Below are 25,413 nucleotides of genomic sequence, written 5' to 3' on the forward strand. Positions count from 1 at the left end.
ATCTTCCGGTCGGCCTGCCGGTCGTCCTTCAGGGCGACTGGATGATCTTCGGCCCCGCTGTCGCAATGTATGGCGGATTACTCGCGCTCAGGTTGCCACCTTCTGATCGACTTCTGACCACTACTGCTCACCCGGGGGGCGTGGGTCAGCCCGCCGACTGGAACGCCCGCCCGGCCGCCGTGGTCGTCGTACCGTCCGTGAACAGACCGCTGCTCGGCTTCGACGGGTCCGCGCCCAGCCCGAACCACGCGTAGCGCTGCACATAGGGCAGCCCGTCCAGCGCCTTGGTGGACGCGGTGACGAAGTCGGCCTGCTGCTGCGCGGACGGGAAGCGGGTCCCCTGGGAGAAGTCGATCAGCGCGTACTCGGTGAGCCAGATCGGCTTGTGATAGCGCTCGTGCACGGCGGCGAGGTACGACGTCAGCTGCTGGACGGCCTGCGGGGTGCGGAAGTCGCCGCCGTACCAGTGCAGCGTGATGAAGTCGACCCGGTACCCCTTCGCCCGCGCCCCGGACATGAACCGGTCGAGCCAGCCGCCCGCCGTGTCCCCGCCGTAGGCGACCGCCGGGCTGCCGAGGATCTTGCCCGCGGCCATGAGTCTGGGCCACAGCTCCAGCGCCTGCTCGACCGTCATGTTCGACTGCTGCGCCATGTCCGGTTCGTTGAACCCCAGCAGATACGGCCCGTACGACCGCGCCTGCGCGAGCGAGGAGTCGGTGACGGACGACGCGCCCCAGATCATCGGCACGAACGACCCCGAGGACGGTGTGGTGACGCCGGAGTGCTGTGTGGACCAGGTGTAGTACCAGCTCGCCCCGCTCGCGGCCAGCGCCTGGCTCACCCCGCCGAACGACCACACCCCGACGCCCTTCTTGGCACCCGAGGCGATGTGCGCGGGGGCGGCGGCGGTGTGCTTCGAGGGCGAGGGACTCGGCTTGGCCTTCGGTGTCGGGGACGGGCTCGGCGAGAGCGAAGGGGTGGGCGTGGGGCTCGGGGTGGCACTCGCCACGGGCGCGGGCGACGCGGAGGTCGGGGCGACAGCCGCCGTGGAAGACGAGCCGCCCGTCAGCCGGGGCGCGACCAGGGCCGCCACCACGGCGACGGCGACCGCGGCCGAACCACCGACGACCTGCTTTCCGATACGGCCGGACCGGCGGCCGTGTCGGCGACGTGCGGACCGTGAGGGCGTCGCCGTGTGCTCGGCGGGCGCGGCCGAACCGCAGTGCGCCGTAACGGCGTTGAGCACCCGGGCCGGATCGAGACCCGCGGGCACCGCCACCAGCGGGAGCCCGCTCAGCAGCCGGTCCATCGGGAGCAGGCCCTCGTCCATCCCCTCGCACACCCCGCAGCCACGGATGTGACGGGCAAACCGCTTGCGCCACAGGGCACTTGGGGTGCCGTCCCAGGCGGCGGCCGTCTCGTCCAGCTCCGCACAGCGCGGCGCGGCGGCCAGCGCCCGCACCACGACCCGCGAGACCTCCATCTGCTTCTTCATCCGCTGCACGCGGACGGACGCGTGCCGGTCGGAGAGCCCCAACGCACCGGCGAGATCGGCGCGTTCGAGCTCGCCGGTCTCCTCCAGCCACCACAGGGACAGCAGTTCCCGGTCGTCGGGGTCGAGCCAGCGCGTGGCCTCGGCCACCTCACGGCGCTGCTCGGTCAACCCCAGCCGCAGGATGGTCAGTCCGGCGAAGTCGAGCGCGGGGTCGGTGATCGCCTCCGCGTCCTCCAGGTGCGCCCTGCGGTCGCGGTCGGCGGCCCGTATCTGCTCACGGTCGCGCACCTGCCGGATGGTGATGGCCACCAGCCACGACCGGAACGCGGCCGGATCCCGCAGCTTCGGCAGTCCCCGCACCATGCGCAACAGCGTCTCCTGTACGACGTCATCGACATCGGCGTGACCGTTCAGGGCCCGGCCGACGATGTTGTAGACCAGCGGCAGGCACTGCGTCACCAGGTGGTCCAGGGCCTGCCGGTCACCCGCGCCCGCGGCCGTCACCACAGCCGAATCGGGTCCGCTCCTGGGCTTCTTGGGCATCTGGTTCGTTCCTCCGCGTGTGGTCCGGCCGTGCTGTGTCCCTGATTCGGAGACCGCCGGCGCGCGCCAGGACTACAGAAATCGGCCGGTCGGCTCGAAATTTATGTTGTCGAGCCGCCGCCGAGAAGGTCACCGATACGCGAGCACGCATCCGGAGAGCTTCAGGAAGGCGCGAGAACGATGGCACGAGGACGCAGAAGACACGGCGCGGAACCCCGACGACCGCGCCGCCGCTGGTGGTTCGCCGCGGTCGCCGCCCTCGCGACGGCGGCGACCGTACTGATCGCCTACGGCGCGTGGACTCCGTCGGGGACGGCGGGCAGTCGCGCCACGGCCCACCAGGACGCGGCCCCGGCCGCGCGCCCGTCGGCTGCGCGCGGCACCTCACCCTCGCCGTCCCTCTCACCCTCGCCCTCGTCCTCGCCCTCGTCGGGCCGCAGTGCCGCCGCCTCCCCCTCGCCCGAGGCCACGGCGTCGAAGCGGAGCACCCGAAAGCCGGCCGCCGCCTCGGACGCACCGGCGCGGCAACCCGCCACGGCCCCCGCGGGCAAACGCCTGATCACGGTCGTCAACCGCACCCCGAAGACGGTCTGGGCGATCGTCACCGACACCGCCCTCTACCCGGCGGGCCGCCGACTCGCCCCGGGCCAGAGCGTGTCGGTGACCGTGGCGAACAACTGGGGCGGCCGGATCTGGGGCCGCACCGGCTGCACCTCGACGGCCGCGGGCCACTGCGCGACCGGCGACTGCACCAGCGTGTGCGAGGGCGCCAACCCGCCCACCACACTGGGGGAGTTCACGTTCGACGCGTACGCGGGGATGGACTTCTACGACGTGAGCATGGTCGACGGTTCGAACCTGCCGATGTACATCAACATCTCGCACACCACGACCGTCGACCCGGTCAGTTCCTCGGGCTGCTACAAGGGCGTCTGCACCTCGGACGTCGACTGCCCCGCCGCGATGCGGGCGACCTCGGGCGGCCAGGTCGTCGGCTGCGAGCCGCCCTGCGCGGCGTTCGGGGGCGACACGTACTGCTGTCGTGGCGCCTGGGCGGGCCGCGACCACTGCGTCCCCGCGAAGTGGCCGGTCGACTACACCCAGGTCTTCAAGCGGGCGGCGCCCTACGCCTATGCGTACGCCTTCGACGACGGGGCGACGATGCCGTGCAAGGGCGCCTGCTACTACCGGGTGACCTTCGGGACGACGGGGTCGTAGCGCGCGGTGCGACGGTTCGGCCCGGTTCACCGCTCGGGGGTGGTCTCCGGTTCCGTGCCGCGGGCCGCGTGGGCGTAGCGGGCGGCGAGATCCCGTCCGTAAGGCGCTGACCAGCGAGGCGAGCGCGGCGTCCGGGGCCTGGGCGCCGCAGGCTGCCGCCAGATAACCCGGGGCACCGTCCGACCTGCTGCACGGTGCCCCTGCCCTGACCGGCCCGTCGCCGCGCTCCTTGTGCCGCTGTGGGGTGCGCCCTTCGGGGCGGTGCCCCTGACCGGGGCTGAATCAGCGGTCGACCCCGCCCGCCAGGGACCCTGCCCCGCTCCCGCTCAGATGTCGCGCAGGAGCCGGGTGAGCCAGTCGGTGCGGGTCCGGCGGGCCGCGGTCGAGATGTCCGCCCGCGGATACAGGGCGTCGAAGCCGTGGAACCCGCCTGCCCAGACATGGAGTTCGGCCTGCCCTCCGGCCGCCCAGATGCGCGTGGCGTAGTCGGTGTCCTCGTCGCGGAAGACCTCGGCGGAGCCCGCGTCGATATAGGTGGCCGGCAGGCCCGAGAGGTCCTCGGCGCGGGACGGCGAGACGTACGCGGGCACCTCGTCGTCGGTGAGGTCGCCGAGGACCGCTCGCCAGCCGAACTCGTTCATCTCGCCGGTCCAGACACCGGGCACGCCGGAGAACTGGCGGCTGGAGATGGTGGCGTTGCGGTGGTCGAGCATGGGGCAGATCAGCATCTGCGCGGCGATCGCCGGGGCGCCAAGGTCACGGGCCAGGAGCGTGAGGCCGGCAGCGAGGCCGCCGCCCGCACTGGCACCCGCGACGATGATCCGGGCGGGGTCGATGCCCAGTTCCTCGGCGTGCTCGGCGGTCCAGAGCAGCCCTTGGTAGGAGTCCTCGACGAGGGTCGTGCCGGTGACCTCCGGCGCGAGCCGGTACTCCACGGAGACCACGACCGCACCGAACTCGTCGAGCCATTCCAGCGGGATGTCGAGCTGCGAGAAACGGTCGCCCATGACCATCCCGCCCCCGTGGATCCAGTAGACGCAGGGGGCGGTCGTGGTGCGGTCGATGGTCGCGGGGCTGAAGACCGACAGGTGGATCTGGGCACCGTCCTCGCCCGGCACGGTGATCTCGCGCCGGTCGATCTGCCGGCCGGCCAGGAGCGAGTCGACGGGAGCCGTGGCGAGTTGTCGCACCTGCGCGAGGATTTCCGGAGTGAGCCGGGACATGAGGGGCATGTCGGTCAGCAGCTCGCGCAGTTCGGGGTCCAGAGCGGGACGTGCCGTGGTCATGGTGTGGGCCTTTCGTGGTGTGGTGCCGGACGGGGGGCGGGCAGGCGACGGATGGAGGACGACAGAGGACTAGGACGACAGACGGCGAAGCCGGGGACGAAGACGAGGCCGGGGCCGGAGCCGGAGCCGGAGCGTCTGGCCGGGCGGGCAGGTGGCGGATCGGCCGGCCGGGGGTCAGAACGCGGCCTTGCCGAGGACCGGGACGTAGTCGGTGTACTCGGACTCCTTGGCCAGCAGCCCGCCGATCCGCGCCACGATGGCCTGAGCCGCCTCGCCGGCGAAGATCCGGTGGTGGTCCTCCTCGCTGGTCCAGCCCTCGGTGACGTGGACGACGTCGGGGTCGGACGCGGAACGGGAGACGAGGTAGACGACGCAGTGTTCGCTCGCGCCGGGGCTGCCCTCGTCCAGGCCGGTCAGCAGCAGGTCGACCAGCTGGGTGCCCATGCCGGGCTTGGCGGTCAGGGTGGCGTTGAATCCGTAGTCGACAGGCATGATCTCTTCCTTCACGGTGGTGGCGCGGTGGACTGAACTGATTCCATTCAACGCTCCTGACCTGTGTAAACGTTAGAATGATGCTCGCGGACACTTGCACGATCCTCGCGATATCGGGAGGCGGAGGGCGGCGAGGTGCTGCAATGGACGCATGTCCCTGGAAGAGTTCCGAACCCTGCTGGACCGGCACGCCCGGCCCGACTGGACCACCGCCATCGACGGTGTCCTGATCTCGAAGGTCGACCGGCCCGATCCGCCCGCGCCCTCCACGTCCGGCACGGTGGTCGCCGTCATCGCCCAGGGCGCCAAACGCCTCGCGCTGGGCGAGCGGGTCTACGAGTACGGCCCCGGGCAGTACCTGGTCGCCTCCGTCGACCTGCCCGTCACCGGGCAGTTCACCCAGGCCGACCCCGAGCGGCCGGCCCTCGGCTTCGGCCTCACCCTGGAACCGTCCGCCGTGGCCGAACTCCTGCTTCAGGCCGGTCCCGGCGACCTCCCCCGCGGCGGCGGAGCCACACCGTCGGGGATCGCCGTCAGTGACGCCCCGGCCGCCCTGCTCGACGCGGTGGTCCGGCTGCTGCGCCTGCTCGACGAGCCGCGGGACCGGGCCGTACTGGCCCCGCTGGCCAAGCGCGAGATCCTGTGGCGGCTGATCACCGGCGAGCAGGGCGCGACGGTCCGGCAACTCGGTCTGGCCGACAGCGGGCTCAGCCATGTCTCCCGGGCCGTGCGCTGGATCCGCGAGCACTACGCGCAGCCCTTCCGGGTCGAGGACGTGGCGCGACTGTCCGGCATGAGCGTCTCGGCCTTCTACCGCAACTTCCAGGCGGTGACCGCGATGAGCCCCATCCAGTTCCAGAAGCAGATCCGCCTCCAGGAGGCCCGGCTGCTGCTGGCCACCCACCCCGGGGACGTCACGGGGGTCGGGCAGCGCGTCGGCTATGACAACCCGTCGCAGTTCAGCCGCGAGTACCGCCGCCAGTTCGGCGAGCCCCCGAGCCGGGACGCGGCCCGTCTGCGGAGCGTCGCGCGATCTCCCGTGAGCGTCCTGCCCTGAGCGGGACAGGAGCGCCGTAGAGGATCGTGCAAGCATGGGAGAGGATGACTCTACTGTCTTCGCAGCTGAGAGCGATTTACTGGGATCAGAAGTTCTTCCGCCGAGTAGGAACATGCCTGCTCGTCGCGGCTCCCACGACCTCGCGAGGATCTCAGCATGAAGACAGTTCTGATCACCGGTGCCTCATCCGGATACGGCCGGGCGACCGCCCTCCACTTCCTCGCGCAGGGGTGGAACGTCATCGCCACGATGCGCACGCCGCGTGCGGGCGTCCTGCCCGAGTCGGACCGGCTGCGCGTCGTCGCACTCGACGTGACCAGGCCCGAGACCATCGCCGCCGCGTTCGAGGCGGCGGGGCCCATCGACGTCCTGGTCAACAACGCGGGCATCCCGTCGATCGGCGTGTTCGAGGGCACCCCCATGGACCGGGTGCGGGACGTCTTCGAGACCAACACGTTCGGCGTGATGGCGACGACGCAGGCCGTGCTCCCCCAGTTCCGCGAGCGGGGCTCCGGCGTGGTGATCAACGTGACCTCCAGCGTGGTGCTGGGCCACATGCCCCTCACGGCCGTCTACAAGGCGAGCAAGATGGCCGTCGAGGGGTTCACCGCGTCCCTCTCCCTCGAACTCGCGCCCTTCGGCGTGCGGGCGATGACGGTGGAACCGGGTGCCTGTCTGACGACCAACTTCGCCGCCACCGCGGCGAACGACGCCCCGCTGGACGAGCTGGTCCCGGCGCCCTACGCGACCTGGGCGAAGAAGAGCATGGACTCCTTCATGGGCCAGGACCGGTTCACCGAGGAGAGCGACGTCGCCGAGACGGTGTGGCGCGCCGCGCACGACACGACCGGCCAACTGCGCTTCCCGGCCGGCCCCGACGCTATCTGGCTCGCGCAGGCGAAGTGACCGACCCGGCAGACACGGAAACGGAGCGGGGCCCGCGCATCTGCGCGGGGCCCGCTCGCTGTCCCGGAACGCTCCGACCGCCCTCCACCGGGCGGCTTGCCGGTGTCAGCCCTCGTCGGGCGTCAGCCGCAGCGAGATGCTGTTGATGCAGTACCGCTGGTCCGTGGGCGTCGCATAGCCCTCGCCCTCGAAGACATGCCCGAGGTGCGAACCGCACCGGGCACATCGCACCTCGGTGCGGACCATGCCGTGCGAGCGGTCCGCGATCAGTTCGACCGCGTCGGAGTCCTTCGGGTCGTAGAAGGACGGCCAGCCGCAGTGGGACTCGAACTTCTCGGTGGAGGTGAAGAGTTCGGCGCCGCAGGCCCGGCAGGAGTAGACGCCCTTGGTCTTGGTGTCGGTGTACTCACCGACGAAGGCCGGCTCGGTGCCGGCCTGCCGCAGCACCGCGTACTCGGCCGGGTTCAGCTCCGCGCGCCATTCCTCGTCCGGCTTTTCGACGTCGTACGACATGAAGCTCAGCCCCTTACTTCGCGAGACGGTCCAGGATCCGCGGGCCGAGGTCAGTCACATCGCCCGCTCCCATGGTGAGAACCAGATCACCAGGCTTCGCCATTCCCGCGACGGCCTCGGGCACGTCCGCCTTGTCGTGGACCGGGGTCACGTCGGCGCCCGCGGCACGGGCGGCCTCGATGATCAGGTCGCTGGTGACGCCGGGGATCGGGTCCTCGCGGGCCGGGTAGATGTCCAGGACCAGCGAGGCGTCGGCGAGGGCGAGGGACTGGCCCATCTCCTTGCCGAGCTCCTGGGTGCGGGAGAAGAGGTGGGGCTGGAAGACGACGAGCAGCCGCGCGGTGGACGCCGCCGCGCGCATCGCCTCCAGGTCGGCCGTCATCTCCGTGGGGTGGTGGGCGTAGGAGTCGATCACCTGGACGCCGGCCGCCTCGCCCTTGAGCTGGAGGCGGCGCTTCACGCCGGTGTACGCGGCCAGCGCGGGCGCCAGCTCCGCCGCCGGGATGCCGAGCGCGACGCCCGCGGCGAGGGCCGCGACCGCGTTGCTCGCGTAGTGGCGGCCGGGGACCGAGACGGTGAAGGTGAGTTCCTCGCCGCTCAGGAGGACGGTCACCTCGCTCTTCAGGCCCTGTGCCACGACGGACAGGATGCGGACGTCGGCGTCCTCCGCCTCTCCGTACGTCACGGTCCTCAGCGCGTCCGACGCGACCCGCCGGGTCAGCTCCCGGGCGCCCTCGTGGTCCGCCGAGATCACCAGGGTGCCGCCCTCGGTGATCCGGTCGGCGAAGGTCTGGAAGGACTCGTAGATCTCTTCCATGGACGCGTAGTTGGCGTGGTGGTCGAGCTCCACGTTGAGGACGATCGCGACCTCGGGGGCGTACTTGTGGAAGCTGCGGTCCGATTCGTCGGCCTCGGCGACGAAGATCTCGCCGTCGCCGTGCAGCGCGTTCGACCCGGGGGCGTCCAGGTCGCCGCCGATCGCGTACGAGGGCTTCAGGCCCAGCTCGGACAGCGACACCGCGAGCATCGAGGTCGTGGTGGTCTTGCCGTGCGTGCCGGCCACGGCGATCGGGCGGAGGCCGTCCATCAGGCGGGCCAGCGCGTCCGAGCGGTGGACGACCGGGATGCCCAGCTCGGCCGCGCGGGCCAGCTCGGGGTTGTCCTGGCGGATCGCCGACGACACGACCACGCAGGTGGCGTCGTCGGCGAGGTGCTCCGCGGCGTGTCCGATGTGGACCGTGGCACCCAGGGTGCGCAGGGCGTCGGCGGTCGCGGAGTCCTTGGCGTCGCTGCCGGCGACCTTCGCCCCGCGCTGCGCGAGGATCTTGGCGATCCCCGACATCCCGGCCCCGCCGATGCCGATGAAGTGCGGTCGGTCCATGGCGGCGGGAAGGCCGGGTGCCATGCGTGTCTCCCTGTGCGTGCTGGTTCCGTACGGGTACGGCGGACGTTCAGCGGCAAGCCTATGCGGTGCCACTGACAATCACGGACACCCGTCGGCCCTCCCGCCGGCCGCTACTCCTTGCTGTGCGAGAACAACTTCAGGACCGGTACGCCGACCTTGTGGCGTGCGCGCGACGCCCAGTCCCGGTGGAAGAACTCCTCCACGTAGTGGGGGTCGGTCAGCACGATCACCTCGTCCGCGCCGATCTCCTCCACAAGGGTCTTCAGCGCGTCCAGCGGATGGTTCTCGATGAGCCGGCCCTCGGCCGCGCTGCCCGCGGCGTGCAGCGCGTCCAGGGACACCTGGAGCGCCTGTGCGCCGAGCGCCGCCGCGTCCTTGCCCTCGGGGGTCTCCCGTTCGTGCGCCGCCTCGTCGAGTTCGCCGAGGGCGACGTCGTCGATGGCCCGCAGCAGGCGGTCCGCCTGGTCGCCGCGGGGCTGGAGCAATACGTGGAAGGAGACGGTCTCGTCACCGTGCAAGGTGGTGACGAACTCCACGTCGGCGGACGTAAGGGCCTTCTCGATCATCAGTACGCTTGTGAACACCAGGCGCCCTTTCTCCTTCGAGAACCCGAGGGTCCTCTCTCCTCCGTAGGCCTGCCAGGCCCTGCGGAAACCATCCTGCCCCGTGATCGCACGGGTACTGCCGGATTTAGTGTGCCCGTCGAAAGCTAAACGGAACGGATGATTCCGCCCCGTTTCTATGACCGACGGTAACGACCGAACAAGAACCCGGCCTCTTCCAGCAGGGACACCAGTTCGAAGCGATGGGGAACCCTAACCGACGGCCCGCCAGCGATCCGCGGCGCCTCCCCCGCGGCCAGCATCGGCGAGAGGGTCAGACACAGTTCGTCGAGCGCCCCGGCGGCCACGAACTGCCCGAGCAGCCGCGGCCCGCCCTCGGTCAGCAACCGGGTGTGCCCCAACGCGGCGAGCGCCTCCACGACCCGCGCGGGGTCGACGCCGACGCCGTCACCGGCGACGACCACCCGGGCGCCCGACTTCTCGGCGGCCGCGATCCGGTCCGGCGCCGCCTGGGCACCCGTGAGGATCAGCGTCGGCACCAGGGGCGAGACGAAGAGCGGAAGCGAGAAGTCCAGGTCGAGGCTCGCGGTGACGACCGCGATCACCGGGGCCGATCCCTGCCCGGCACGCGTGCGTGCCTCCGCGAACTCGGCACGCGCGCGTGCGGGGCGATAGCCCTCCTGGCGTACCGTTTCCGCACCGACGATCACGACGTCCGCCAGCGCCCGCAGGGTGCCGAAGATCCGCATGTCGGCGTCCCCGGAGATGGGCTGCGAGCGGCCCTCGTGGTGGCCGGCCCCGTCGAGCGTGGAGACCATGTTGGCGCGCAGCCAGGGAGCGTCGGCGGCCGGGTAGGCATACGCCTCCGCGAGGTCCGCGAGCCCCCATTCGCGGTCCGTCCCACCCGCATCAGGGGCCCCGTCCGAGGCCTGGGCTGCTGTTTCGTCGGTCACAGGGATCAGGCGTCGCATGTCGTGCAGTGTGGCACGGCCCTTAGAGTGGTGAACCGTGTCGTCCTCCTCCACCGCAGCCGGGACCAGCCCGATAGCAGACGCGGCCCCGCTGTCCCTGTGCGCCCGTGAGCCGTACGTCCCCGCGGACCGGCTGGTCGCCGAGATGGTGCCGCCGCCGCGCTTCGACTCGGTGCGCTTCGCCACGTACATCCCGGACCCGAACCAGCCCAGCCAGACCGAGGCGGTCGGCGCCCTGGAGGCCTTCGCCGCCGGGCTCGGCGGGGCACACGCGGCCGGCGCCGCCAAGCGCGGCTTCCTGGGCTTCGGCAAGGGCAGGGCGAAGGCTCCGGCGGGCCCCCGCGGCGTCTACCTGGACGGCGGTTACGGCGTCGGCAAGACACACCTCCTGGCCTCCCTGTGGCACGCGACCCCGGCCGAGCCCGCGCTCAAGGCCTTCGGCACCTTCGTCGAGCTGACGAACCTGGTCGGCGCCCTCGGTTTCCAGCAGACGGTCCGGACGCTCTCGGGCCACCGCCTGCTGTGCATAGACGAGTTCGAGCTGGACGACCCGGGCGACACCGTCCTCGTCTCGACCCTGCTCGGCAGGCTCGTCGACGCCGGTGTGGCGCTCGCCGCCACCTCGAACACCCTGCCGGGCAAGCTCGGCGAGGGCCGCTTCGCGTCCGTCGACTTCCTGCGCGAGATCCAGGGCCTGTCCGCGCACTTCCGCTCGCTGCGCATCGACGGCGAGGACTACCGCCACCGCGGCCTCCCGGAAGCCCCGGCACCGTTCTCCGACGAGCAGGTGACGAAGGCCGCGTACGCCACGCCCGGCGCCTCCCTCGACGACTTCCCGCACCTGCTGGCCCACCTCGCCAAGGTCCACCCCAGCCGCTACGGCGCCCTCACCGACGACCTCAGGGCGGTCTGCCTCACCGACGTCCAGCCGATACCCGACCAGTCGACGGCGCTGCGCCTCGTCGTCCTCGCGGACCGGCTCTACGACCGTGAAGTGCCCGTTCTGGCCTCGGGGTTGCCCTTCGACCGGCTGTTCAGCGAGGAGATGCTGAACGGCGGGTACCGCAAGAAGTACTTCCGCGCGATCTCGCGCCTCACCGCGCTGGCCCGGGACGCCAAGGGCCTCGTCGAAACCGCCTAGTTCACGCCAGCCCAGGCACGCTTTTCACGCTCTCTTTCATCGGAAACGCTGCGTTAACCCTGCAAACAACTTCGCTGGGCTACCGTGTTTCTTGACCAGTCATTGACCAATCGTTGGTCTGTACAAGAGATGCGAACTGCGTGAAGGGGGGCGAATGTTCCGAGGTAAGACGGCACGGACCGTGATCACGCTGATCACCACCGTCCTGCTCGCCCTCCAGTTCTTCGCACCCACGGCATCCTTCGCACCCGCGCACACCGTGCGTCATGCGGAGGCCAAAGCACAGCCGGTGCTCAAGCTCGGCGGCAAGGCCGTGCGCACCGAGACCATCACCTTCCGCGACTGCGGCGCCTCCGGGACCCCCACCGTCCCGCTGCGCCTGCGTGACCGTTACCGCGCCGCCGACTGCGGGCCGGAGGCGCCCGAGCGCCCCCTGCTGACCCAGGACCCGGCGGCCGTCAGCACCCCGGTGGCGCCGGGCGCGGCGCACCATCGCACCTCCAGATCCTCGACAGCGCACTCTCCGGCGGCACTTCAGGTCTTCCGCTGCTGAGAGACCGGCAGGCAGTCACTTCCCCCACGCACACTGTCATGCAAGCCCGACGCGCCCAGAGGGCGCGCCAGGAGGAGTCCACACGTCATGCAGCCCCTCATCGACAACGCCCGTACGTTCGGACAACGCCCTGAGGAGTTCGCCAGACTCGCCGAAGGCCAGTCCCCGCAGGTCCTGTTCATCACCTGCTCCGACTCCAGGGTCGTCCCGGCCCTGATCACGGGCGCCCGCCCCGGCCAGCTCTTCGAACTGCGCACCGCGGGCAACATCGTCCCGCCGTACGCCTCCGGCAACCCCACCAGCGAGGCGGCCACCATCGAGTACGCCGTGGAGGTGCTCGGCGTCCAGGACGTCGTCGTCTGCGGCCACTCCCACTGCGGTGCCGTCGGCGCCCTGGTGCGCGGCGACGACCTCGCCGCCGTACCGGCCGTACGCGACTGGCTCGCGCACGCCGCCGGCGAACCCGCGCCCAGCGACACCGCCGACCCGACGGTCGCCGGAGCCGTGCAGAACCACGTCCTCGCCCAGTTGCTGCGGCTGCGCTCCTACCCTTGTGTGGAGCGGCGGTTGGCGGACGGGCGGCTGCGGGTGCACGGCTGGTACTACGAGGTCCACACCGGTGCCGTGCTCGAACACAGCACGGACACCGACCGGTTCGAGGCCCTGTGAGTCGCGCCATGGAGAATGACCTGACCCCCGCGAAGACCAAGTTCCCTTATCTGCGGCAGGACTTCGCCGCCTCGCTCGTCGTGTTCCTGGTCGCGCTCCCGCTCTGCGTGGGCGTGGCCGTCGCCTCCGGTGTCCCGGCCGAACTCGGCCTGGTCACCGGCATCGTGGGCGGGATCGTCACCGGACTCATGCGGGGCAGCAGCCTCCAGGTGTCCGGGCCCGCCGCCGGTCTGACCGTGCTGGTCTTCGAGGCGGTGCGGGAGTACGGACTGCCCGCCCTCGGAGTCATCGTGCTCCTCACCGGTCTGCTGCAGATCCTCATGGGCGTCCTGAAGCTGGGGCGCTACTTCCGGGCCATCTCGGTCTCGGTCGTCGAGGGCATGCTGGCCGGTATCGGACTGGTGCTGATAGCCGGGCAGTTGTACTCGGTGGCCGGGGCGAAGGCCCCCGCCTCGGGGCTGGACAAGATAGCCGAGCTGCCCGGCGCGCTCATCGACGCCGCCGGGAACACGGAGGCACTGGCCTCGCTCGCGCTCGGCGCCGCCACCATCGCCGTCCTGGTGCTGTGGAGGCGGCTGCCCGCCAAGGTCCGTACGGTGCCCGGTCCGTTGGCCGCCGTAGGACTGGCGACGCTCGCCGCGCTCGTGTTCGGGCTGCCGGTGGCGACGGTCGAAGTGCAGGGGCTGCTGGGCTCGTTGCAGCCGCCGCCGCTCAGCGCGTTCGGTGACCTCGCACAGGTCGGGATGCTGGGCACCGTCGTCGCGTTCACCCTGATCGCGTCCGCCGAGTCGCTGTTCAGCGCGGCGGCCGTCGACCGGCTGCACTCCGGCCAACGCACCCAGTACGACAAGGAGTTGGTGGCCCAGGGCGCGGGCAACGCGCTGTGCGGCGTCCTCGGCGCGCTGCCGATGACCGCGGTGATCGTGCGCAGCGCGGCCAACGTGCAGGCGGGTGCGCGGACGAAGGCGTCCCGGGTCATGCACGGCGTATGGCTGCTGCTGTTCGCGGCGCTGCTGCCGGACGTCCTCGCGTACATCCCGATCCCGGCCCTGGCGGGCGTCCTGGTGCACGCCGGTGCCAAGCTCATCCCCGTCCGCCAGATCGTGTCGCTGTGGCGCGAGCACCGGGGCGAGGCGCTGATCCTGGTGGTCACGGCGCTGTCGATCGTCGCGGTCAGCATGTTCGAGGGCGTCCTCATCGGCCTCGCGCTGGCCGTCGTGAAGACGGCGTGGGAGGCCTCGCACATCAAGATGGAGGTCGTCGACAAGGGCGCAGGCCCGGTCCAGGCCTATCTGTCGGGCAACGCGACCTTCCTGCGGCTGCCGAAGATCCTCGACAGCCTGGAGGCGCTCCCCCAGGACCGCCCGGTGGAACTCCACCTCTCCGGCCTGCACCACCTCGACCACGCCTGCCGTACGGCCCTGGAGAACTGGGCCGAGCGGCACAGCGCGGCCGGCACCGAGCCGGTGAAGGTCACGGCCGCGAGAATCCCGGCGCCGAAGATCCCGACGCCGCACTAGGCGGGACAGCGGTGCCGGTGCCTGCTCCGGGGTGATCGTGGCCCCGGGGCAGGCACCGGGCATACCCTTGCAGGAGCAGACAGAACGGCCTCTCCGTGAGGGGGTCAGGATGCTCCAGGAACTGCTGGTGGCGGGCGCGGCTGCCGGTTCCGCGTGCGTGGTGTACGTCACCGCGGCGGCGCGGGTGGTCAAGCAGTACGAGCGCGGGGTCGTCTTCCGCCTCGGGCGGGTGACCGGTGACGTCCGGGCACCCGGGTTCACCATGGTCGTCCCGTTCGTGGACCGGCTCCGCAAGGTGAACATGCAGATCGTGACGATGCCGGTGCCCGCGCAGGAGGGCATCACGCGCGACAACGTGACGGTGCGCGTGGACGCGGTCGTCTACTTCAAGGTCGTCAACGCGGCCGACGCGATCGTCACGGTCGAGGACTATCGCTTCGCCGTCTCGCAGATGGCCCAGACGTCCCTGCGCTCGATCATCGGCAAGAGCGACCTCGACGACCTGCTCTCCAGCCGCGAAAAGCTCAACCAGGGGCTGGAGTTGATGATCGACAGCCCGGCGGTCGGCTGGGGTGTCCAGATCGACCGGGTCGAGATCAAGGACGTCTCCCTGCCCGAGACGATGAAGCGGTCGATGGCCCGGCAGGCCGAGGCGGACCGTGAGCGCCGGGCCCGGATCATCAACGCGGACGCCGAGTTGCAGGCCTCGAAGAAACTCGCCGAGGCCGCCGAGCAGATGTCCGAACAGCCCGCCGCACTCCAACTCCGGCTGCTGCAAACGGTGGTGGCGGTCGCTGCCGAGAAGAACTCCACGCTGGTCCTCCCCTTCCCGGTGGAGTTGCTGCGCTTCCTGGAACGGGCCGCGCCCCCTCCCCCGCCGCCCGTGGAGAAGTGACGCCCGGCGCCGACCGCCATGGACTGGCGCGTCCCGCGCCCACCCCGCAGGATCGAGGGACCCGACCGGAAGGGACGGCCCATGAGCGAGAAGGGCTCCAAGAGCGCGGAGCAGAAGAAGAGCAAGGGCAGCGGCAAGGGAAAGGACGGGGGCCGGAAGAAGCCGGAGAACGCGCATGCCTCCCCGGACGAGGTGAGCACCCTGGCCGACGAGCTGCGCGTCCCGGCCGGCCGCCCGGTCGACCTCTCCTCCTACGACCCGAGGGCCACCCCCGGCGGCCCCGCCGACAAGGCCGCCGGTCTCAAGGACACCGCCCGGATGGGCGAACACCTCGCCGACCTGCAAGAACGCCTCTGGGCCGCGAGCACGGCCGGTGACGGCCGCCGCCTCCTCCTGGTCCTCCAGGGCATGGACACCAGCGGCAAGGGCGGCACGGTCAAGCACGTCATCGGCCTGTTCAACCCCTCCGGCTGCCGGATCAGGGCCTTCAAGGCGCCCACCCCCGAGGAACGCCGGCACGATTTCCTCTGGCGTATCAAACGCGCCCTCCCCCACCCCGGCGAGATCGGCATCTTCGACCGCTCCCACTACGAGGACGTCCTCATCGCCCGCGTCCGCGACCTCGCCCCGCACCGCGAGATCAACGACCGCTACGGCCGGATCAACCGCTTCGAGAAGTCCCTCGCCGAGGACGGCGTGACCGTCATCAAGTGCTTCCTCCACATCTCCTACGACCAGCAGCGCCGCCGCCTGCTGGAACGCCTGGACAACCCGGACAAGCACTGGAAGTTCAACCCCGGCGACATCGAGGAACGCGCCCTGTGGCCCGCCTACCAGCAGGCCTACGAGACCGCCCTCACCCGCTGCTCCACCCGGGACGCCCCCTGGTACCTGATCCCGTCCGACCGCAAGTGGTACCGCAACTGGGCCGTCAGCCGCCTCCTCTTGGAACACCTGACGGCCCTGGACCCGCAGTACCCGAAAGCGGACTTCGACGTCGAGGAGTGCCGGAAACGGCTGCTGAGCACGGACTGACCGCCCGTCCGTGTCGGTGCCCCAATAATCCCTTTTATCCTTCTATCTTCCTACGGTGACCATTCGAGTACGCCAAGTCGCCGCCGCCTGTGCGCTCGGCGCCGCGCTCACCGCCTGCGGGGCCCCTTCGGCGCCGCACGCCGCCCGTCCGGCGCCCAGTGCGCCTTCCGCCGCGGTGTCGCGGCCGCCCACGCTCGCGCCCGGCCCCGCCGGGCTGACCCCCGTGTTCAAGAACGGCCCGCGGACCGGCGGCAAGACCGTCGCGCTGACCTTCGACGCCGACATGACCGCCGACGAGGGGCCCCGCGCGGCGAAGGGCGAGCACTTCGACAATCCGCAGCTGATCTCCACGCTGCGCACGCTGAAGGTGCCGGCGACCGTGTTCATGACGGGCCGCTGGGCCGACGAGTACCCGGCCGAGGCCCGCGCCATCGGCCGTGACCCGCGGTTCGAGATCGCCAACCACTCCTACAGCCACTACGCCTTCACCGGTGACTGCTACGGCCTGCCGACCGTGGCCCCGGACCGGATGAAGGCGGATGTCGAGCGGGCGTACACCGCCTTCAAGAAGGCGGGCGTGCCGAACGCGATGCCGTACTTCCGCTTCCCCGGCGGGTGTTACGACCGCCGGGCGCTGAAGGCGCTGAGCGCGGTCGGTGTCACGGCGGTGCAGTGGGACGTGGTGAGCGGCGACGCGTTCGCGACGGACTCGGACGCCGTGGCCCAGCAGGTGCTGGACGGTGTGAAGCCCGGCTCTGTCGTCGTCATGCACTGCACGCGCAGCGCCGCCCCGGCGACCGAGCGCGCCGTCCGCATGATCGTCCCCGAGCTGCGGAAGAAGGGGTACCGGTTCGTGAAGGTCTCCGAGCTGATCGGGGCGACCGGCCGGCACCGCTGAGCGGCCGGCGCTCCCTCGTACGCTGGTGCCATGAGCGACGAAGAGACGGCACCGGCGTACGCGGAGTGTGTGCTGTGCCGGGAGTCGACCGAGTACCCGGAGTCGTACAAGGGGATCACGCTGTGCCCCGTCTGCGCATGGCAGGAGGCACAGCGCACCGCCTGTTCGGGGTGACGGCGGGGGCTCGTCGCGCGGTTCCCCGCCCCCCTCGGGCAGGTCCCCCAGCGGTGCTGCCAAGGGCCGTTCCTCCGGCTGGCAGACTGAGGGGGTGATCAGTGACTCCTCCGTTCCCGGCGACAGCGCCGACCCCTTCCTGAACGAGCCCACCGTGCGCGACGAGGCTCCGCAGTTCGTGCTGCCTCTCGTGGTGCGGATCGAGCGGGACGCGCCGCCGGTCCGTACGGACGCGCTGGAGACGGCCGCCCGTGCCGTGCTGACGATCCTCAGCGACGAGCGGGCTCTCGGGGACGGCGAGTGGGCGCAGGCCATGCGGGACTGGCAGGACGCGCGCATCCGGAAGGTGGTCCGGCGGGCGCGCGGGGCCGAGTGGCGGCGGGCCGAGGCACTGCCGGGCATCACCGTGACCGGGAAGTCGGCGGAGGTACGGGTCTTCCCGCCCGTCCCGCTCGACGGCTGGCCCAAGGACCTCGCCCGGCTCCAGGTCTCCGGCACCGACCTCGACGACCCCGAACCCCCGGCCGACGCGGACCCGACGGCGCCGGTGCTCTGGCTCAACCCCGAACTCGACATGTCGGCCGGCAAGACGATGGCCCAGACCGGTCACGGCGCCCAACTCGCCTGGTGGGAGCTGTCCGACGAGGACCGCACCGCCTGGCGCCACGCGGGCTTCCCGCTCTCCGTCCGCACCGCCACCCCTGCCCACTGGGCCGAACTCATCAGCACCGAACGCCCGTTGGTGCGCGACGCGGGCTTCACCGAGATCGCCCCGGGACTCACGGTCGCGGTCGAGGGGCACGACCGCGTCGGCGATCTGCCGGGTGAGGACGCACCGCCGGTCGACTGACCTTGCCCGCGTCCGCCGGCGGCGGGTGTCACCCTCTCCTCACTCCCCCAGCATCCTCATCCGCCGCCGATGCCACACCACCGGTCTCCGGTCGTCGTCGGACCTCATCGCCAGCACCCGCAGCACGATGATGTCGTGGTCGCCGGCCGGATAGCTGTGCTCGACGGTGCACTCCAGCCACACCGGCGCCCCGTCGAGGAAGATCGCGCCGGACTCCGCCTCCACCGTGCGCAGGTCGGCGAAGCGGGCCGCCTTGCTGCGGGAGCCGAGCTGGCGGGCCTTGTCGCTGTGGCCCTCGCCCAGGACGGAGATGCCGATGGCCTGCGCGCGGGAGAGCAACGGCCAGGTCGTGGAGGTGTGCTGGGCCGCGAAGGAGACCATGGGCGGATTGTGGGAGACGCCGACCGCGAACGAGGAGACGATCATCACTGTCGGTTCGCCGTGGACGCGCGCGGAGAGGGCCGCGACCCCCGAGGGGAAGCCGGAGAACGCGCTCGTCATCTCCCCGGGATCCCAGATGATGCCGTCCAGATCCTCCAGGCCCTCCATTGCCGTCATCGTGCAACCCCCTTCCGCATCAAGCCTGTTGAGAGCTCGGCAGGCTTCATCAGGCAACCCCTGTGGGCAGTTGGGACGGGGCGGGAATCCCGGGGTGCGCGCTCGTCGGCGACTCGGTCCGCAGGAGCGCGCACGCGAGAAGACACAGCACTCCTACGGCCGCGAGCCCGCCGAGTGTGACCGCGTAGCCGTGACCGGCCAGCAGCACCGCGCACACCGCGCTGCCCAGCACCGCCCCGAGTTGCTTCATGGCGTTGAAGGTGCCGGACGCCGCCCCGACGTCGTCCGGTCGCACCGAGGTCACCGCCGCGATCGAAAGGGGCGACCAGACGAAGGAGTTGGCGACCCCGTACACCGCGAACGTGGCCGTCAGCGCGGAGATCGGCGCGTTCGTGGCCACGAGCGCCGCCGAGGCCCCGATGGAGAGGACCAGCGCGCCGGAACCGATGACGGCGACCGCGCGGGACCCGATCCCGTTGTTGAGCCGGGCCGACACCGGCGCCCCCAACAGGCAGACCACACCCATCGGTACGAGGGTGAGAGCGGCGGCGCCCGCGTCGAGCCCGCGTTCCCGCTGGAGGTACAGCATCAGCGGGATCATCGCCGACCCGGAGCAGAAGGCCGCCGCGGCACCGGCCGAGGCCGCGACGACGAACCCCCGGCTGCGCAACAACTCGACCGGCACCAGGGCGCGTTGACCGTCCCGGCGCTGGAACCACACCACACCGGCGACGACCACGACACCCACGGCGACGAGCAGCCACCGTGGCACGCCCCGCACTTCACCGCTCGCCGCGTCCGTGCCCTGGATGCCGATCACCAGCGCGCCGACCCCGCTCGCGTTCGCACAGATCGCCCACACCGGGATGCGCGCCTTCTGTCGCGGCAGCACCGGCACGAACACGGCCACGGCCACCAACGCGCCCGCACCGACCGGCACGTTGACCCAGAACACCGCGGGCCAGCCCCCGGCGGCGACGAGGAAACCGCCCAGCAACGGTCCGACGGCCACCGCCGCTCCGCCCACCGCGCCCCACACGCCGAGCGCGACAGCGAGGCGCGGGGGCCGGAACAGCGCCTTGATGAGGGTCAGGCACTGCGGTGTCATCAGCGCCGCGCCGATGCCCTGTGCCACCCGCCAGGCGACAAGTGCCGTGATGGAGGCGGCGGTTGCGCACAGCAGCGAGCCGAGGGTGAAGGCCGCGAGGCCGATCAGATGGACGCGTCGGTGGCCATAGCGGTCGCCCAGCCGTCCCGCGACGACCAACGGCACGGCGTACGCGATGAGATAGCCGCTGTTGACCCACATCGCGGCGGTCTCGCCGGTGTGCAGTCCGGTGATGAGGGACGGCAGTGCGACCGAGGTGATCGTGCTGTCCAGCAGGAGCATGAAGAACCCTGTGCAGAGGCTGCCGAGGGCGAGCCAGTCGCGCCGCGTGCCCGTGCCTCCGTCCCCACCCGCGCTCACCGCCGGCATCTCAGACGGCCAGGTTCTCGCGGAGAGTCGGCCCCGGGTAGGCCGGTGCGAGCGCGCCGCGGCGGCGCAGTTCGGGCAGCAGCAGTTCGCTGATCGCGGCGAAGCCGGAGGGCATGGCGAGCGGGCTGGAGAACATGAAGCCGCCGCGTGCTCCGGTGTCGGCGAAGTTCTCCTCCAAGGCGTCCGCCACGGTGGCGGGGTCGCCGACGATGCTGTGGTCCAACCCCGTTGCCCTGCCCCGCCCGTGCGCGAAGAACTCGCCGCGGCTCATGGTGCGGTCCGCGCCGAACTCCGCGACGAGCGAGCCGACGATCCCGGCGGGACTGGCGTTGGCCGCCGCCAACTCGTCGCGCAGTTCGCCGAGTCGGAAGGAGGCGGGCAGCGTGGAGAAGTCGTAGCCGGCGTTGTGCGAGAGGTAGGTGGCGACGGCCTCCTCGTTCCAGAACTCGTGGACCGCCTCGCAGCGCGCCGACGCCTCGGCCTTGGTGCGGCCGACGATCACCTGGGTGGCCCACAGGATGCCCACGTGATCCGGGTCCCGCCCTTCGGCGAGAAGGGCCTCGTCGAGCAGTTTGCGGTGGCGCCGCTGTCCGGCGAGGCTGCCGCCGAAGCCGAAGACGAGGTCGGCGAAGCGGGCCGAAGCGGCGATGCCCCGGGGCGAGTTGCCCGCCTGGACGATCAGCGGGTGGTACTGCGGGCCGGGTACGGACGCGAGCGGGCCCTTGACGGTGAAGAAGCGTCCCTCGTGGTCGATGGGGTGCACCTTCGCGGGGTCGGCGAACCGGCCCGTGCTGCGGTCGCGGACGATGGCGTCCGGTGCGACGGAGTCCCACAACGCCCGGCAGACGGCGACGAATTCCTCCATCCGGTCGTAGCGCAGGTCGTGGTCCATCAGCTCGGCGAACCCGTAGTTGGCCGCGTCCGCGCCGCGGGTGGAGGCGACCACGTTGAAGGCGATCCGGCCGCCCGTCACATGGTCGAGCGAGTTCAACAGCCGCGCCACGTAGAAGGGATGCATGAACGTCGAGGAGTACGTCAGTCCGAAGCCGACCCGTTCCGTGACGGTGGACATCGCGGCGATCACCGGTGCCATGTCGTGGCGCGGCCACTGGATGCCCCACTCCACGGCCGGGGCGATGCTGCCGCGCCAGGTGCTGGGGATGCCGCTGCCGTCGCCGAAGAACAGCAGGCCCACGCCCGCGCGTTCGGCGGTCTGCGCCAGCTCCATGAACATACGGACGTCAGGGAAGTCCCGCCCGACCCAGGACCCCTGACGCGCCCAGGCGCCTTCGGTGTGGGTGAAGGAGAGGTCGTAGCCGATGTGCATTCCGGTCATCGCGCGGCCTTCTTCCACAGCTCGACCACTTCGTCGGCGTCGCTCAGCACGGCCACGTTCAGGCCGAGTTGGAAGAGGGCGGCGGCGTTGACGTGGTGGTCGTAGGCGGTCGTCGTGTCCTGCGGTACGACGACGGGCCAGTCGAGTTGGACGGCGTCCTGGGCGGTGGCGTAGACACAGCACTCGCTGGTCAGGCCGACGACGGTGAGCCAGTCGCAGCCCGTCGCGCGCAGCCGGGTGTCGAGATCGGTGCCGAGGAAGCCGCTGTAGCCGCGCTTGACGACGCGCGCCTCTCCCTCGGCGGGCCGCATGCGGTACCACTCGGCGCCGGGTGTGCCGATGCGGCACGGCTCGTCGGGGCTCATGGGTGCGTCGTAGTCGCCCTCGCGCAGCCAGTTGCTCGACCGCCAGGGCCGTGCCGGGTCGCTGCCCAACTCCACCCAGACGACCGGTACTTCGGCGGAGCGTGCGGCGTCGACGAGGTCGGCGATACGGGTGACCGTCCGGTCGAGGGTGGCCAGCGCCGCGTCGGTCAGGCCGTACGCCCCGAGCAGGTCCGGGTCGGCGAAGTCGCGCTGCACGTCGACCACGACGAGCGCGGGCCTGCTCAACGGTCGTACAAGATGGGCGAGTTGTCTGTCCCGCAGGTCGGGCATCAGGCCGTCACCTCGTCGCGGGCGCGCAGTGCGGGCAGCACGGTCTCGCCGAACAGCACCATGTCCTCGTCGTACTCCGGGAAGATCAGCATGAGTCCGTCGAGGTCGGCCTCGCGCACGATGTACTCGATGTGCTCGGTGACGGTACGGGCCGAACCGGCGACGTACGGCGTCTGGAAGGCCGCCTCCCCGTCGGCGCCGGCGGCCCACGCGCGGGCCTGGTCCTCGGGCACGCCCCAGGTGTGCCGCATATGGGCGAGCGCCTCGCGGTCGACGCCCGCGCCCCACTCCCTGACCTTCTTGACGGCCAGTTCGTCGGTGTCGTCCTGGACGACGGTGAGCATCGAATACGTCCGGCAGACACGGCCGTTGGCCTTCGCGCGGGCGTGCACGTCGGCGGAGAGCGACCGCATGTCGTCGAGGCTGTCGGCGGCGAGGAAGGCGCCGTCGGCGTAGCGGGCCTGGAAGCGGCGCGCGTCCTCGGAGCGCCCCGCGCTGATGAGGGTCGGCCTGGTCGCGGGATGCGGCCGGGACTCGCAGTCGACGAGGTCGAAGTACGGGGTGCGCAGGGTGACCGAGTCCTCGGTCCACAGCCGGGTGACCGCCTCCGTCCACAGCTCCGTCATCCGGTAGCGGTCCTCGTGGCTCAACTCCGGGTCCCAGTCCCCGAACTGCTCGAACTCCCCCGCGTACGAGCCGTTCACGATGTTCATCCCGGCCCGGCCGCCGGAGATGTCCTGGAGGGTGGTGAGCATCTTCGCGGCGACGGCGGGGTTGTGGATGTTGGCGTGCAGGGTCGCCCAGATCTTGACCCGGCTGGTGGCCTCGGCGAGCGCCGCCATCATCGTCATCGACTCGAGGGAGCGGCCCCAGTGGTCCGTACTCCCGCCGAAACCACGCCACTTGGCCATCGACATCACGAAGTCGAGACCGATGTCCTCGGCGTGCAGCGCGGCACGCCTGTTGTAGGCGTAGGTCGCCTCGGGGTGCGGTGCGGTGGTGGACAGCATCCAGCCGCCGCTCCCGATGGGAAGGAAGATTCCATACTCTTTCGCGGGCACGTCGCGCGCCTTTCTACGGCTCTTTCAGGGGTTTTCCACGGCTCCACGGTGGCTACGGCGCGGGCCAGACGAGCTTGCCGCCGCTGTAGAGGTCCTTGACGAAGGAGGTGTCGAACCATCCCTGGGCCTTCGCGGCGGTCACACCGGCGGGCACGATCTTGAACTGGTGCAGCATGTCGACGAGTTGGGTGACGTTGTCGGGGTCGACCCCGCCCAGCGGCTGTCCGGGTGTCGGGTTCTCCTTGACGACCTGCGTCTCGGTCTTCCAGATCGTCGCGTTGAGCTTCTTGTCGTAGGTCGGTCCCGACAACTTGGCCGCGTAGCCGACGCATTCACTGATGTGCGCCTCGCTCGCGGAGCAGTACGCGTACGCGTGCAGCGCGGCCCGCAGCACGTCCTGCACGGCATGCGGATGGGCCTTGGCGAAGGCCGGGTTGACCGCCATCGCGCCGATCGAGCTCGGGATCTTGTAGTCGACCGGCTTCCACACGGTGACGTCCTTGCCGGCCGCCTTCAGCTGGTTGGGCTCGTTCGAGATGAACCCGGTGAGCGCTTCGAGACCGCCCTGCTTGCGCGGCAGCACGGAGGGGTCGTAACCCTCCTTGACCAGCTTGAGCGAGTCCCAGTTCACTCCGGCCTTGACCAGCATCGCCTCGACGGCGGCGGGCACATATCCCTTGTGTCCGATGACCTTTCCGTCGAGCTGGGTCAGTTCGGTGATGTCCTTGTTGGTCATCAGGATGTCGAGACCGGCATTCGAGTACGACGAAATCCCCTTGATGTCGATCCCGTTGGCCTGCGCCTGAATGAGGTCCTGCTCGGAGATCGCGGACACGGTCGCCTGTCCACCGGCGAGCAGTTTGGTGTTCTGCGCGGTGTCACCACTGCCGGGCTTGAGGTCGACGGTGAGGCAAAGGTCCTTGAAATAGCCGAGTTTGGCGGCGGCGATGTATTCGAGGATCGAGACGGAGGACTGGAACTGATAGCCGGAGAGATACGTGATCTTCCCGGCGGCCTTGTTCTCGGCGCAGCGCTTCGCGGAGATCGCGGACCCGGCCGAACCGGCGGAGGTGCTGTCGTCGGAGCCCGAGCCGCATCCGGCGGCTCCGAGCACCAGGACGGCGGCGACGAGGGCAGATCTGGTGGAGCGGTAACGAGGCATGGGTGACTCCGAACTGGCTGGAGAGCCGGTGAGTTGAGCGCCCCGGGAGGGCGCGAGGAACTGCGCGGCCGGCCCCCGGCCGGCCCGCGGATCGACGACAGGTGCCACTACTCCCGCACGCTGTCGTGCCAATGCAGCACACGCCGCTCGACCAAGGTCACGGCGAGCAGCAACAGCACCCCCATCACCGCGAGCACGAGGATCGAGGCATAGACAACGGGGAGTTGATTCATCGAGGAGGCCACACTGATCGCGGTGCCGAGCCCCCCGGTGGACCCGGACGCCGACATCTCCGCCACCACCGCCCCGATGATCGACAGCGGGAAGACGATCCGCAGCGCGGCGAAGAGATACGGCAGCGCGTTGGGCACGCGCACGTGCCACAACAGCTCGACCCGGCTTGCGTCCATCGTCCGGTACACCTGCACCACCTGCTGAGGAACGGACCGCAGCCCCGTGGCCGTGTTGATGAGGATCGGGAAGAAGCAGATCAGCCCGGTGATGATCAGCTTGGGCATGGGCCCGAACCCGAACGCCACGACGAGGGCGGGTGCGATGGCGACCAGCGGCGTCACATTGAGGACGACGGCGATCGGCATCACCGCCCGCCGGACCAGAGGGAGTTCACTGGTCAGTACCGCGAGCACGAACGCCGCGACGAACCCGATCCCCAGCCCGGCGGTGGCCTCGCCGAGCGTGACGAGGGCGTTGTGGACGTAGTAACCGAGTTCGCCGGAGAGGGAGTCGCCCACAGCGGACAACGGCGGCAGCAGATAGGGAAGTTGGCCGGCCCCCCAGTGCCAGAGCCCGGCAAGCAGTACCAGCATCACGACGAGCGGCAGCCATACGGCCGGACGGACCCACGCGATCCGGGATCTCGGGTGCTTCAGGCTGAAGCGGGACGGTTCGGCGGGCGGCGGTGTCTTGGCCGCCGGGGCGGTGGTGCGTTCGTCGGCTACGGTCATGTCCTCGCCCCCAC

At 70.7% G+C, this 25,413-nt stretch carries 26 protein-coding genes; 12 read left to right on the plus strand and 14 right to left on the minus strand.

Translation table 11 applies throughout. The features are described 5' to 3' along the window. Nucleotides 1-145: 145 nt before the first annotated feature. A complete protein-coding gene (locus tag ACIRB1_RS06210; RefSeq protein ID WP_352177889.1) occupies nucleotides 146-2,038 on the minus strand; it encodes a sigma-70 family RNA polymerase sigma factor in 1,893 nt (630 codons plus the stop codon). A gap of 180 nt (nucleotides 2,039-2,218) precedes the next feature. Between ACIRB1_RS06210 and ACIRB1_RS06215 the strand changes: the two genes are divergently transcribed. Further along, a complete protein-coding gene (locus ACIRB1_RS06215; RefSeq protein WP_352177890.1) occupies nucleotides 2,219-3,256 on the plus strand; it encodes a thaumatin family protein in 1,038 nt (345 codons plus the stop codon). A gap of 326 nt (nucleotides 3,257-3,582) precedes the next feature. On the opposite strand, the gene ACIRB1_RS06220 is transcribed toward ACIRB1_RS06215, so the two are convergent. Together ACIRB1_RS06220 and ACIRB1_RS06225 are read right to left on the minus strand one after the other, a co-directional pair. After that, nucleotides 3,583-4,542, minus strand: a complete 960-nt coding sequence (locus tag ACIRB1_RS06220) for an alpha/beta hydrolase (RefSeq protein WP_403464720.1) — start codon at nucleotides 4,540-4,542, stop codon at nucleotides 3,583-3,585. Between the two features lie 174 nt (nucleotides 4,543-4,716). Further along, a complete protein-coding gene (locus ACIRB1_RS06225; protein WP_352177892.1) occupies nucleotides 4,717-5,034 on the minus strand; it encodes an antibiotic biosynthesis monooxygenase in 318 nt (105 codons plus the stop codon). Between the two features lie 151 nt (nucleotides 5,035-5,185). Between ACIRB1_RS06225 and ACIRB1_RS06230 the strand changes: the two genes are divergently transcribed. Both ACIRB1_RS06230 and ACIRB1_RS06235 read left to right on the plus strand, forming a co-directional pair. Beyond that, nucleotides 5,186-6,091: an AraC family transcriptional regulator gene (locus ACIRB1_RS06230; RefSeq protein WP_352177893.1), complete on the plus strand. Its 906-nt coding sequence runs from the start codon at nucleotides 5,186-5,188 to the stop codon at nucleotides 6,089-6,091. Between the two features lie 156 nt (nucleotides 6,092-6,247). After that, complete coding sequence (locus tag ACIRB1_RS06235) at nucleotides 6,248-6,997, plus strand: SDR family oxidoreductase (protein WP_403464721.1); 750 nt, start codon at nucleotides 6,248-6,250, stop codon at nucleotides 6,995-6,997. A gap of 105 nt (nucleotides 6,998-7,102) precedes the next feature. Here the strand turns inward: ACIRB1_RS06235 and msrB are convergent, their stop codons facing one another. From msrB to ACIRB1_RS06255, 4 genes are all read right to left on the minus strand, one after another. Further along, complete coding sequence (gene msrB / locus ACIRB1_RS06240; RefSeq protein ID WP_352177895.1) at nucleotides 7,103-7,510, minus strand: peptide-methionine (R)-S-oxide reductase MsrB; 408 nt, start codon at nucleotides 7,508-7,510, stop codon at nucleotides 7,103-7,105. A 13-nt stretch (nucleotides 7,511-7,523) separates the two neighbouring features. Then, nucleotides 7,524-8,915 (minus strand): UDP-N-acetylmuramate--L-alanine ligase, encoded by a 1,392-nt coding sequence (gene murC / locus ACIRB1_RS06245; protein ID WP_403464722.1) that lies wholly within the window; start codon nucleotides 8,913-8,915, stop codon nucleotides 7,524-7,526. A 110-nt stretch (nucleotides 8,916-9,025) separates the two neighbouring features. After that, nucleotides 9,026-9,499, minus strand: coding sequence for an indole-3-glycerol phosphate synthase (locus ACIRB1_RS06250; RefSeq protein ID WP_266773574.1), 474 nt, complete (start codon nucleotides 9,497-9,499; stop codon nucleotides 9,026-9,028). A 155-nt stretch (nucleotides 9,500-9,654) separates the two neighbouring features. Continuing rightward, nucleotides 9,655-10,449 (minus strand): pyrimidine reductase family protein, encoded by a 795-nt coding sequence (locus tag ACIRB1_RS06255; protein WP_403464723.1) that lies wholly within the window; start codon nucleotides 10,447-10,449, stop codon nucleotides 9,655-9,657. A gap of 37 nt (nucleotides 10,450-10,486) precedes the next feature. Here ACIRB1_RS06255 and zapE point away from each other — a divergent pair, with 37 nt between their 5' ends. The 9 genes from zapE to ACIRB1_RS06300 all read left to right on the plus strand — a co-directional run bounded on the left by zapE (nucleotide 10,487) and on the right by ACIRB1_RS06300 (nucleotide 18,184). Then, nucleotides 10,487-11,590 (plus strand): cell division protein ZapE, encoded by a 1,104-nt coding sequence (gene zapE, locus ACIRB1_RS06260; RefSeq protein WP_403464724.1) that lies wholly within the window; start codon nucleotides 10,487-10,489, stop codon nucleotides 11,588-11,590. A 154-nt stretch (nucleotides 11,591-11,744) separates the two neighbouring features. After that, entirely contained in the window at nucleotides 11,745-12,143 is a 399-nt protein-coding gene (locus tag ACIRB1_RS06265) for a hypothetical protein (protein ID WP_403464725.1), read from the plus strand. An 87-nt stretch (nucleotides 12,144-12,230) separates the two neighbouring features. After that, the gene (locus tag ACIRB1_RS06270) at nucleotides 12,231-12,812 is read left to right on the plus strand and encodes a carbonic anhydrase (RefSeq protein WP_352177900.1); all 582 of its coding nucleotides are present in this window, start codon (nucleotides 12,231-12,233) and stop codon (nucleotides 12,810-12,812) included. Nucleotides 12,813-12,820: 8 nt separating this feature from the next. Beyond that, nucleotides 12,821-14,332, plus strand: coding sequence for a SulP family inorganic anion transporter (locus ACIRB1_RS06275; RefSeq protein ID WP_403464727.1), 1,512 nt, complete (start codon nucleotides 12,821-12,823; stop codon nucleotides 14,330-14,332). Nucleotides 14,333-14,441: 109 nt separating this feature from the next. Further along, nucleotides 14,442-15,227, plus strand: coding sequence for a slipin family protein (locus tag ACIRB1_RS06280; RefSeq protein WP_352177902.1), 786 nt, complete (start codon nucleotides 14,442-14,444; stop codon nucleotides 15,225-15,227). Nucleotides 15,228-15,308: 81 nt separating this feature from the next. Then, on the plus strand, nucleotides 15,309-16,262 hold the full coding sequence (locus tag ACIRB1_RS06285; RefSeq protein WP_403464728.1) for a PPK2 family polyphosphate kinase: 954 nt from the start codon (nucleotides 15,309-15,311) through the stop codon (nucleotides 16,260-16,262). A 55-nt stretch (nucleotides 16,263-16,317) separates the two neighbouring features. After that, a complete protein-coding gene (locus tag ACIRB1_RS06290; RefSeq protein ID WP_403464729.1) occupies nucleotides 16,318-17,160 on the plus strand; it encodes a polysaccharide deacetylase family protein in 843 nt (280 codons plus the stop codon). A gap of 30 nt (nucleotides 17,161-17,190) precedes the next feature. Then, complete coding sequence (locus tag ACIRB1_RS06295) at nucleotides 17,191-17,334, plus strand: hypothetical protein (protein WP_403464730.1); 144 nt, start codon at nucleotides 17,191-17,193, stop codon at nucleotides 17,332-17,334. Nucleotides 17,335-17,428: 94 nt separating this feature from the next. Next, nucleotides 17,429-18,184 carry a peptidyl-tRNA hydrolase gene (locus ACIRB1_RS06300; RefSeq protein WP_403464731.1) on the plus strand — a complete coding sequence of 252 codons (756 nt, stop codon included), beginning with the start codon at nucleotides 17,429-17,431 and terminating at the stop codon, nucleotides 18,182-18,184. A 39-nt stretch (nucleotides 18,185-18,223) separates the two neighbouring features. Here ACIRB1_RS06300 and ACIRB1_RS06305 read toward each other — a convergent pair whose 3' ends face one another. The 7 genes from ACIRB1_RS06305 to ACIRB1_RS06335 form a co-directional block, all read right to left on the minus strand. After that, nucleotides 18,224-18,742, minus strand: a complete 519-nt coding sequence (locus ACIRB1_RS06305) for a flavin reductase family protein (protein WP_403464732.1) — start codon at nucleotides 18,740-18,742, stop codon at nucleotides 18,224-18,226. 49 nt (nucleotides 18,743-18,791) lie between these two features. Further along, nucleotides 18,792-20,210 carry an MFS transporter gene (locus ACIRB1_RS06310; protein ID WP_403464733.1) on the minus strand — a complete coding sequence of 473 codons (1,419 nt, stop codon included), beginning with the start codon at nucleotides 20,208-20,210 and terminating at the stop codon, nucleotides 18,792-18,794. A gap of 10 nt (nucleotides 20,211-20,220) precedes the next feature. Beyond that, nucleotides 20,221-21,555, minus strand: coding sequence for an NtaA/DmoA family FMN-dependent monooxygenase (locus tag ACIRB1_RS06315; protein ID WP_352177909.1), 1,335 nt, complete (start codon nucleotides 21,553-21,555; stop codon nucleotides 20,221-20,223). Continuing rightward, nucleotides 21,552-22,211, minus strand: coding sequence for a cysteine hydrolase family protein (locus tag ACIRB1_RS06320; protein ID WP_403464734.1), 660 nt, complete (start codon nucleotides 22,209-22,211; stop codon nucleotides 21,552-21,554). The genes ACIRB1_RS06315 and ACIRB1_RS06320 overlap by 4 nt, the downstream gene beginning before the upstream one ends. Next, nucleotides 22,211-23,272 carry an LLM class flavin-dependent oxidoreductase gene (locus ACIRB1_RS06325; RefSeq protein WP_403464735.1) on the minus strand — a complete coding sequence of 354 codons (1,062 nt, stop codon included), beginning with the start codon at nucleotides 23,270-23,272 and terminating at the stop codon, nucleotides 22,211-22,213. Before ACIRB1_RS06325 ends, ACIRB1_RS06320 begins: the two co-directional genes overlap by 1 nt. Before the next feature lie 52 nt (nucleotides 23,273-23,324). After that, nucleotides 23,325-24,434 carry an ABC transporter substrate-binding protein gene (locus ACIRB1_RS06330; RefSeq protein ID WP_403464736.1) on the minus strand — a complete coding sequence of 370 codons (1,110 nt, stop codon included), beginning with the start codon at nucleotides 24,432-24,434 and terminating at the stop codon, nucleotides 23,325-23,327. Nucleotides 24,435-24,541: 107 nt separating this feature from the next. After that, complete coding sequence (locus ACIRB1_RS06335) at nucleotides 24,542-25,399, minus strand: ABC transporter permease (RefSeq protein WP_352177913.1); 858 nt, start codon at nucleotides 25,397-25,399, stop codon at nucleotides 24,542-24,544. Between the last annotated feature and the right edge of the window lie 14 nt (nucleotides 25,400-25,413).

Source organism: Streptomyces sp. NPDC096013, assembly GCF_044763565.1.
Classification (GTDB): domain Bacteria; phylum Actinomycetota; class Actinomycetes; order Streptomycetales; family Streptomycetaceae; genus Streptomyces.

Coding starts and splice junctions, on each gene's coding strand:
- ACIRB1_RS06295 (WP_403464730.1), top strand. CDS start 17,191: ATGAGCGACGAAGAGACGGCACCGGCGTACGCGGAGTGTGTGCTGTGC.
- ACIRB1_RS06270 (WP_352177900.1), top strand. CDS start 12,231: ATGCAGCCCCTCATCGACAACGCCCGTACGTTCGGACAACGCCCTGAG.
- ACIRB1_RS06320 (WP_403464734.1), bottom strand. CDS start 22,211: ATGCCCGACCTGCGGGACAGACAACTCGCCCATCTTGTACGACCGTTG.
- ACIRB1_RS06315 (WP_352177909.1), bottom strand. CDS start 21,555: ATGACCGGAATGCACATCGGCTACGACCTCTCCTTCACCCACACCGAA.
- ACIRB1_RS06220 (WP_403464720.1), bottom strand. CDS start 4,542: ATGACCACGGCACGTCCCGCTCTGGACCCCGAACTGCGCGAGCTGCTG.
- msrB (WP_352177895.1), bottom strand. CDS start 7,510: ATGTCGTACGACGTCGAAAAGCCGGACGAGGAATGGCGCGCGGAGCTG.
- ACIRB1_RS06255 (WP_403464723.1), bottom strand. CDS start 10,449: ATGCGACGCCTGATCCCTGTGACCGACGAAACAGCAGCCCAGGCCTCG.
- ACIRB1_RS06215 (WP_352177890.1), top strand. CDS start 2,219: ATGGCACGAGGACGCAGAAGACACGGCGCGGAACCCCGACGACCGCGC.
- ACIRB1_RS06305 (WP_403464732.1), bottom strand. CDS start 18,742: ATGACGGCAATGGAGGGCCTGGAGGATCTGGACGGCATCATCTGGGAT.
- ACIRB1_RS06280 (WP_352177902.1), top strand. CDS start 14,442: ATGCTCCAGGAACTGCTGGTGGCGGGCGCGGCTGCCGGTTCCGCGTGC.
- ACIRB1_RS06225 (WP_352177892.1), bottom strand. CDS start 5,034: ATGCCTGTCGACTACGGATTCAACGCCACCCTGACCGCCAAGCCCGGC.
- ACIRB1_RS06335 (WP_352177913.1), bottom strand. CDS start 25,399: ATGACCGTAGCCGACGAACGCACCACCGCCCCGGCGGCCAAGACACCG.
- ACIRB1_RS06285 (WP_403464728.1), top strand. CDS start 15,309: ATGAGCGAGAAGGGCTCCAAGAGCGCGGAGCAGAAGAAGAGCAAGGGC.
- ACIRB1_RS06265 (WP_403464725.1), top strand. CDS start 11,745: ATGTTCCGAGGTAAGACGGCACGGACCGTGATCACGCTGATCACCACC.
- ACIRB1_RS06275 (WP_403464727.1), top strand. CDS start 12,821: ATGGAGAATGACCTGACCCCCGCGAAGACCAAGTTCCCTTATCTGCGG.
- murC (WP_403464722.1), bottom strand. CDS start 8,915: ATGGCACCCGGCCTTCCCGCCGCCATGGACCGACCGCACTTCATCGGC.
- ACIRB1_RS06210 (WP_352177889.1), bottom strand. CDS start 2,038: ATGCCCAAGAAGCCCAGGAGCGGACCCGATTCGGCTGTGGTGACGGCC.
- ACIRB1_RS06330 (WP_403464736.1), bottom strand. CDS start 24,434: ATGCCTCGTTACCGCTCCACCAGATCTGCCCTCGTCGCCGCCGTCCTG.
- ACIRB1_RS06230 (WP_352177893.1), top strand. CDS start 5,186: ATGTCCCTGGAAGAGTTCCGAACCCTGCTGGACCGGCACGCCCGGCCC.
- ACIRB1_RS06235 (WP_403464721.1), top strand. CDS start 6,248: ATGAAGACAGTTCTGATCACCGGTGCCTCATCCGGATACGGCCGGGCG.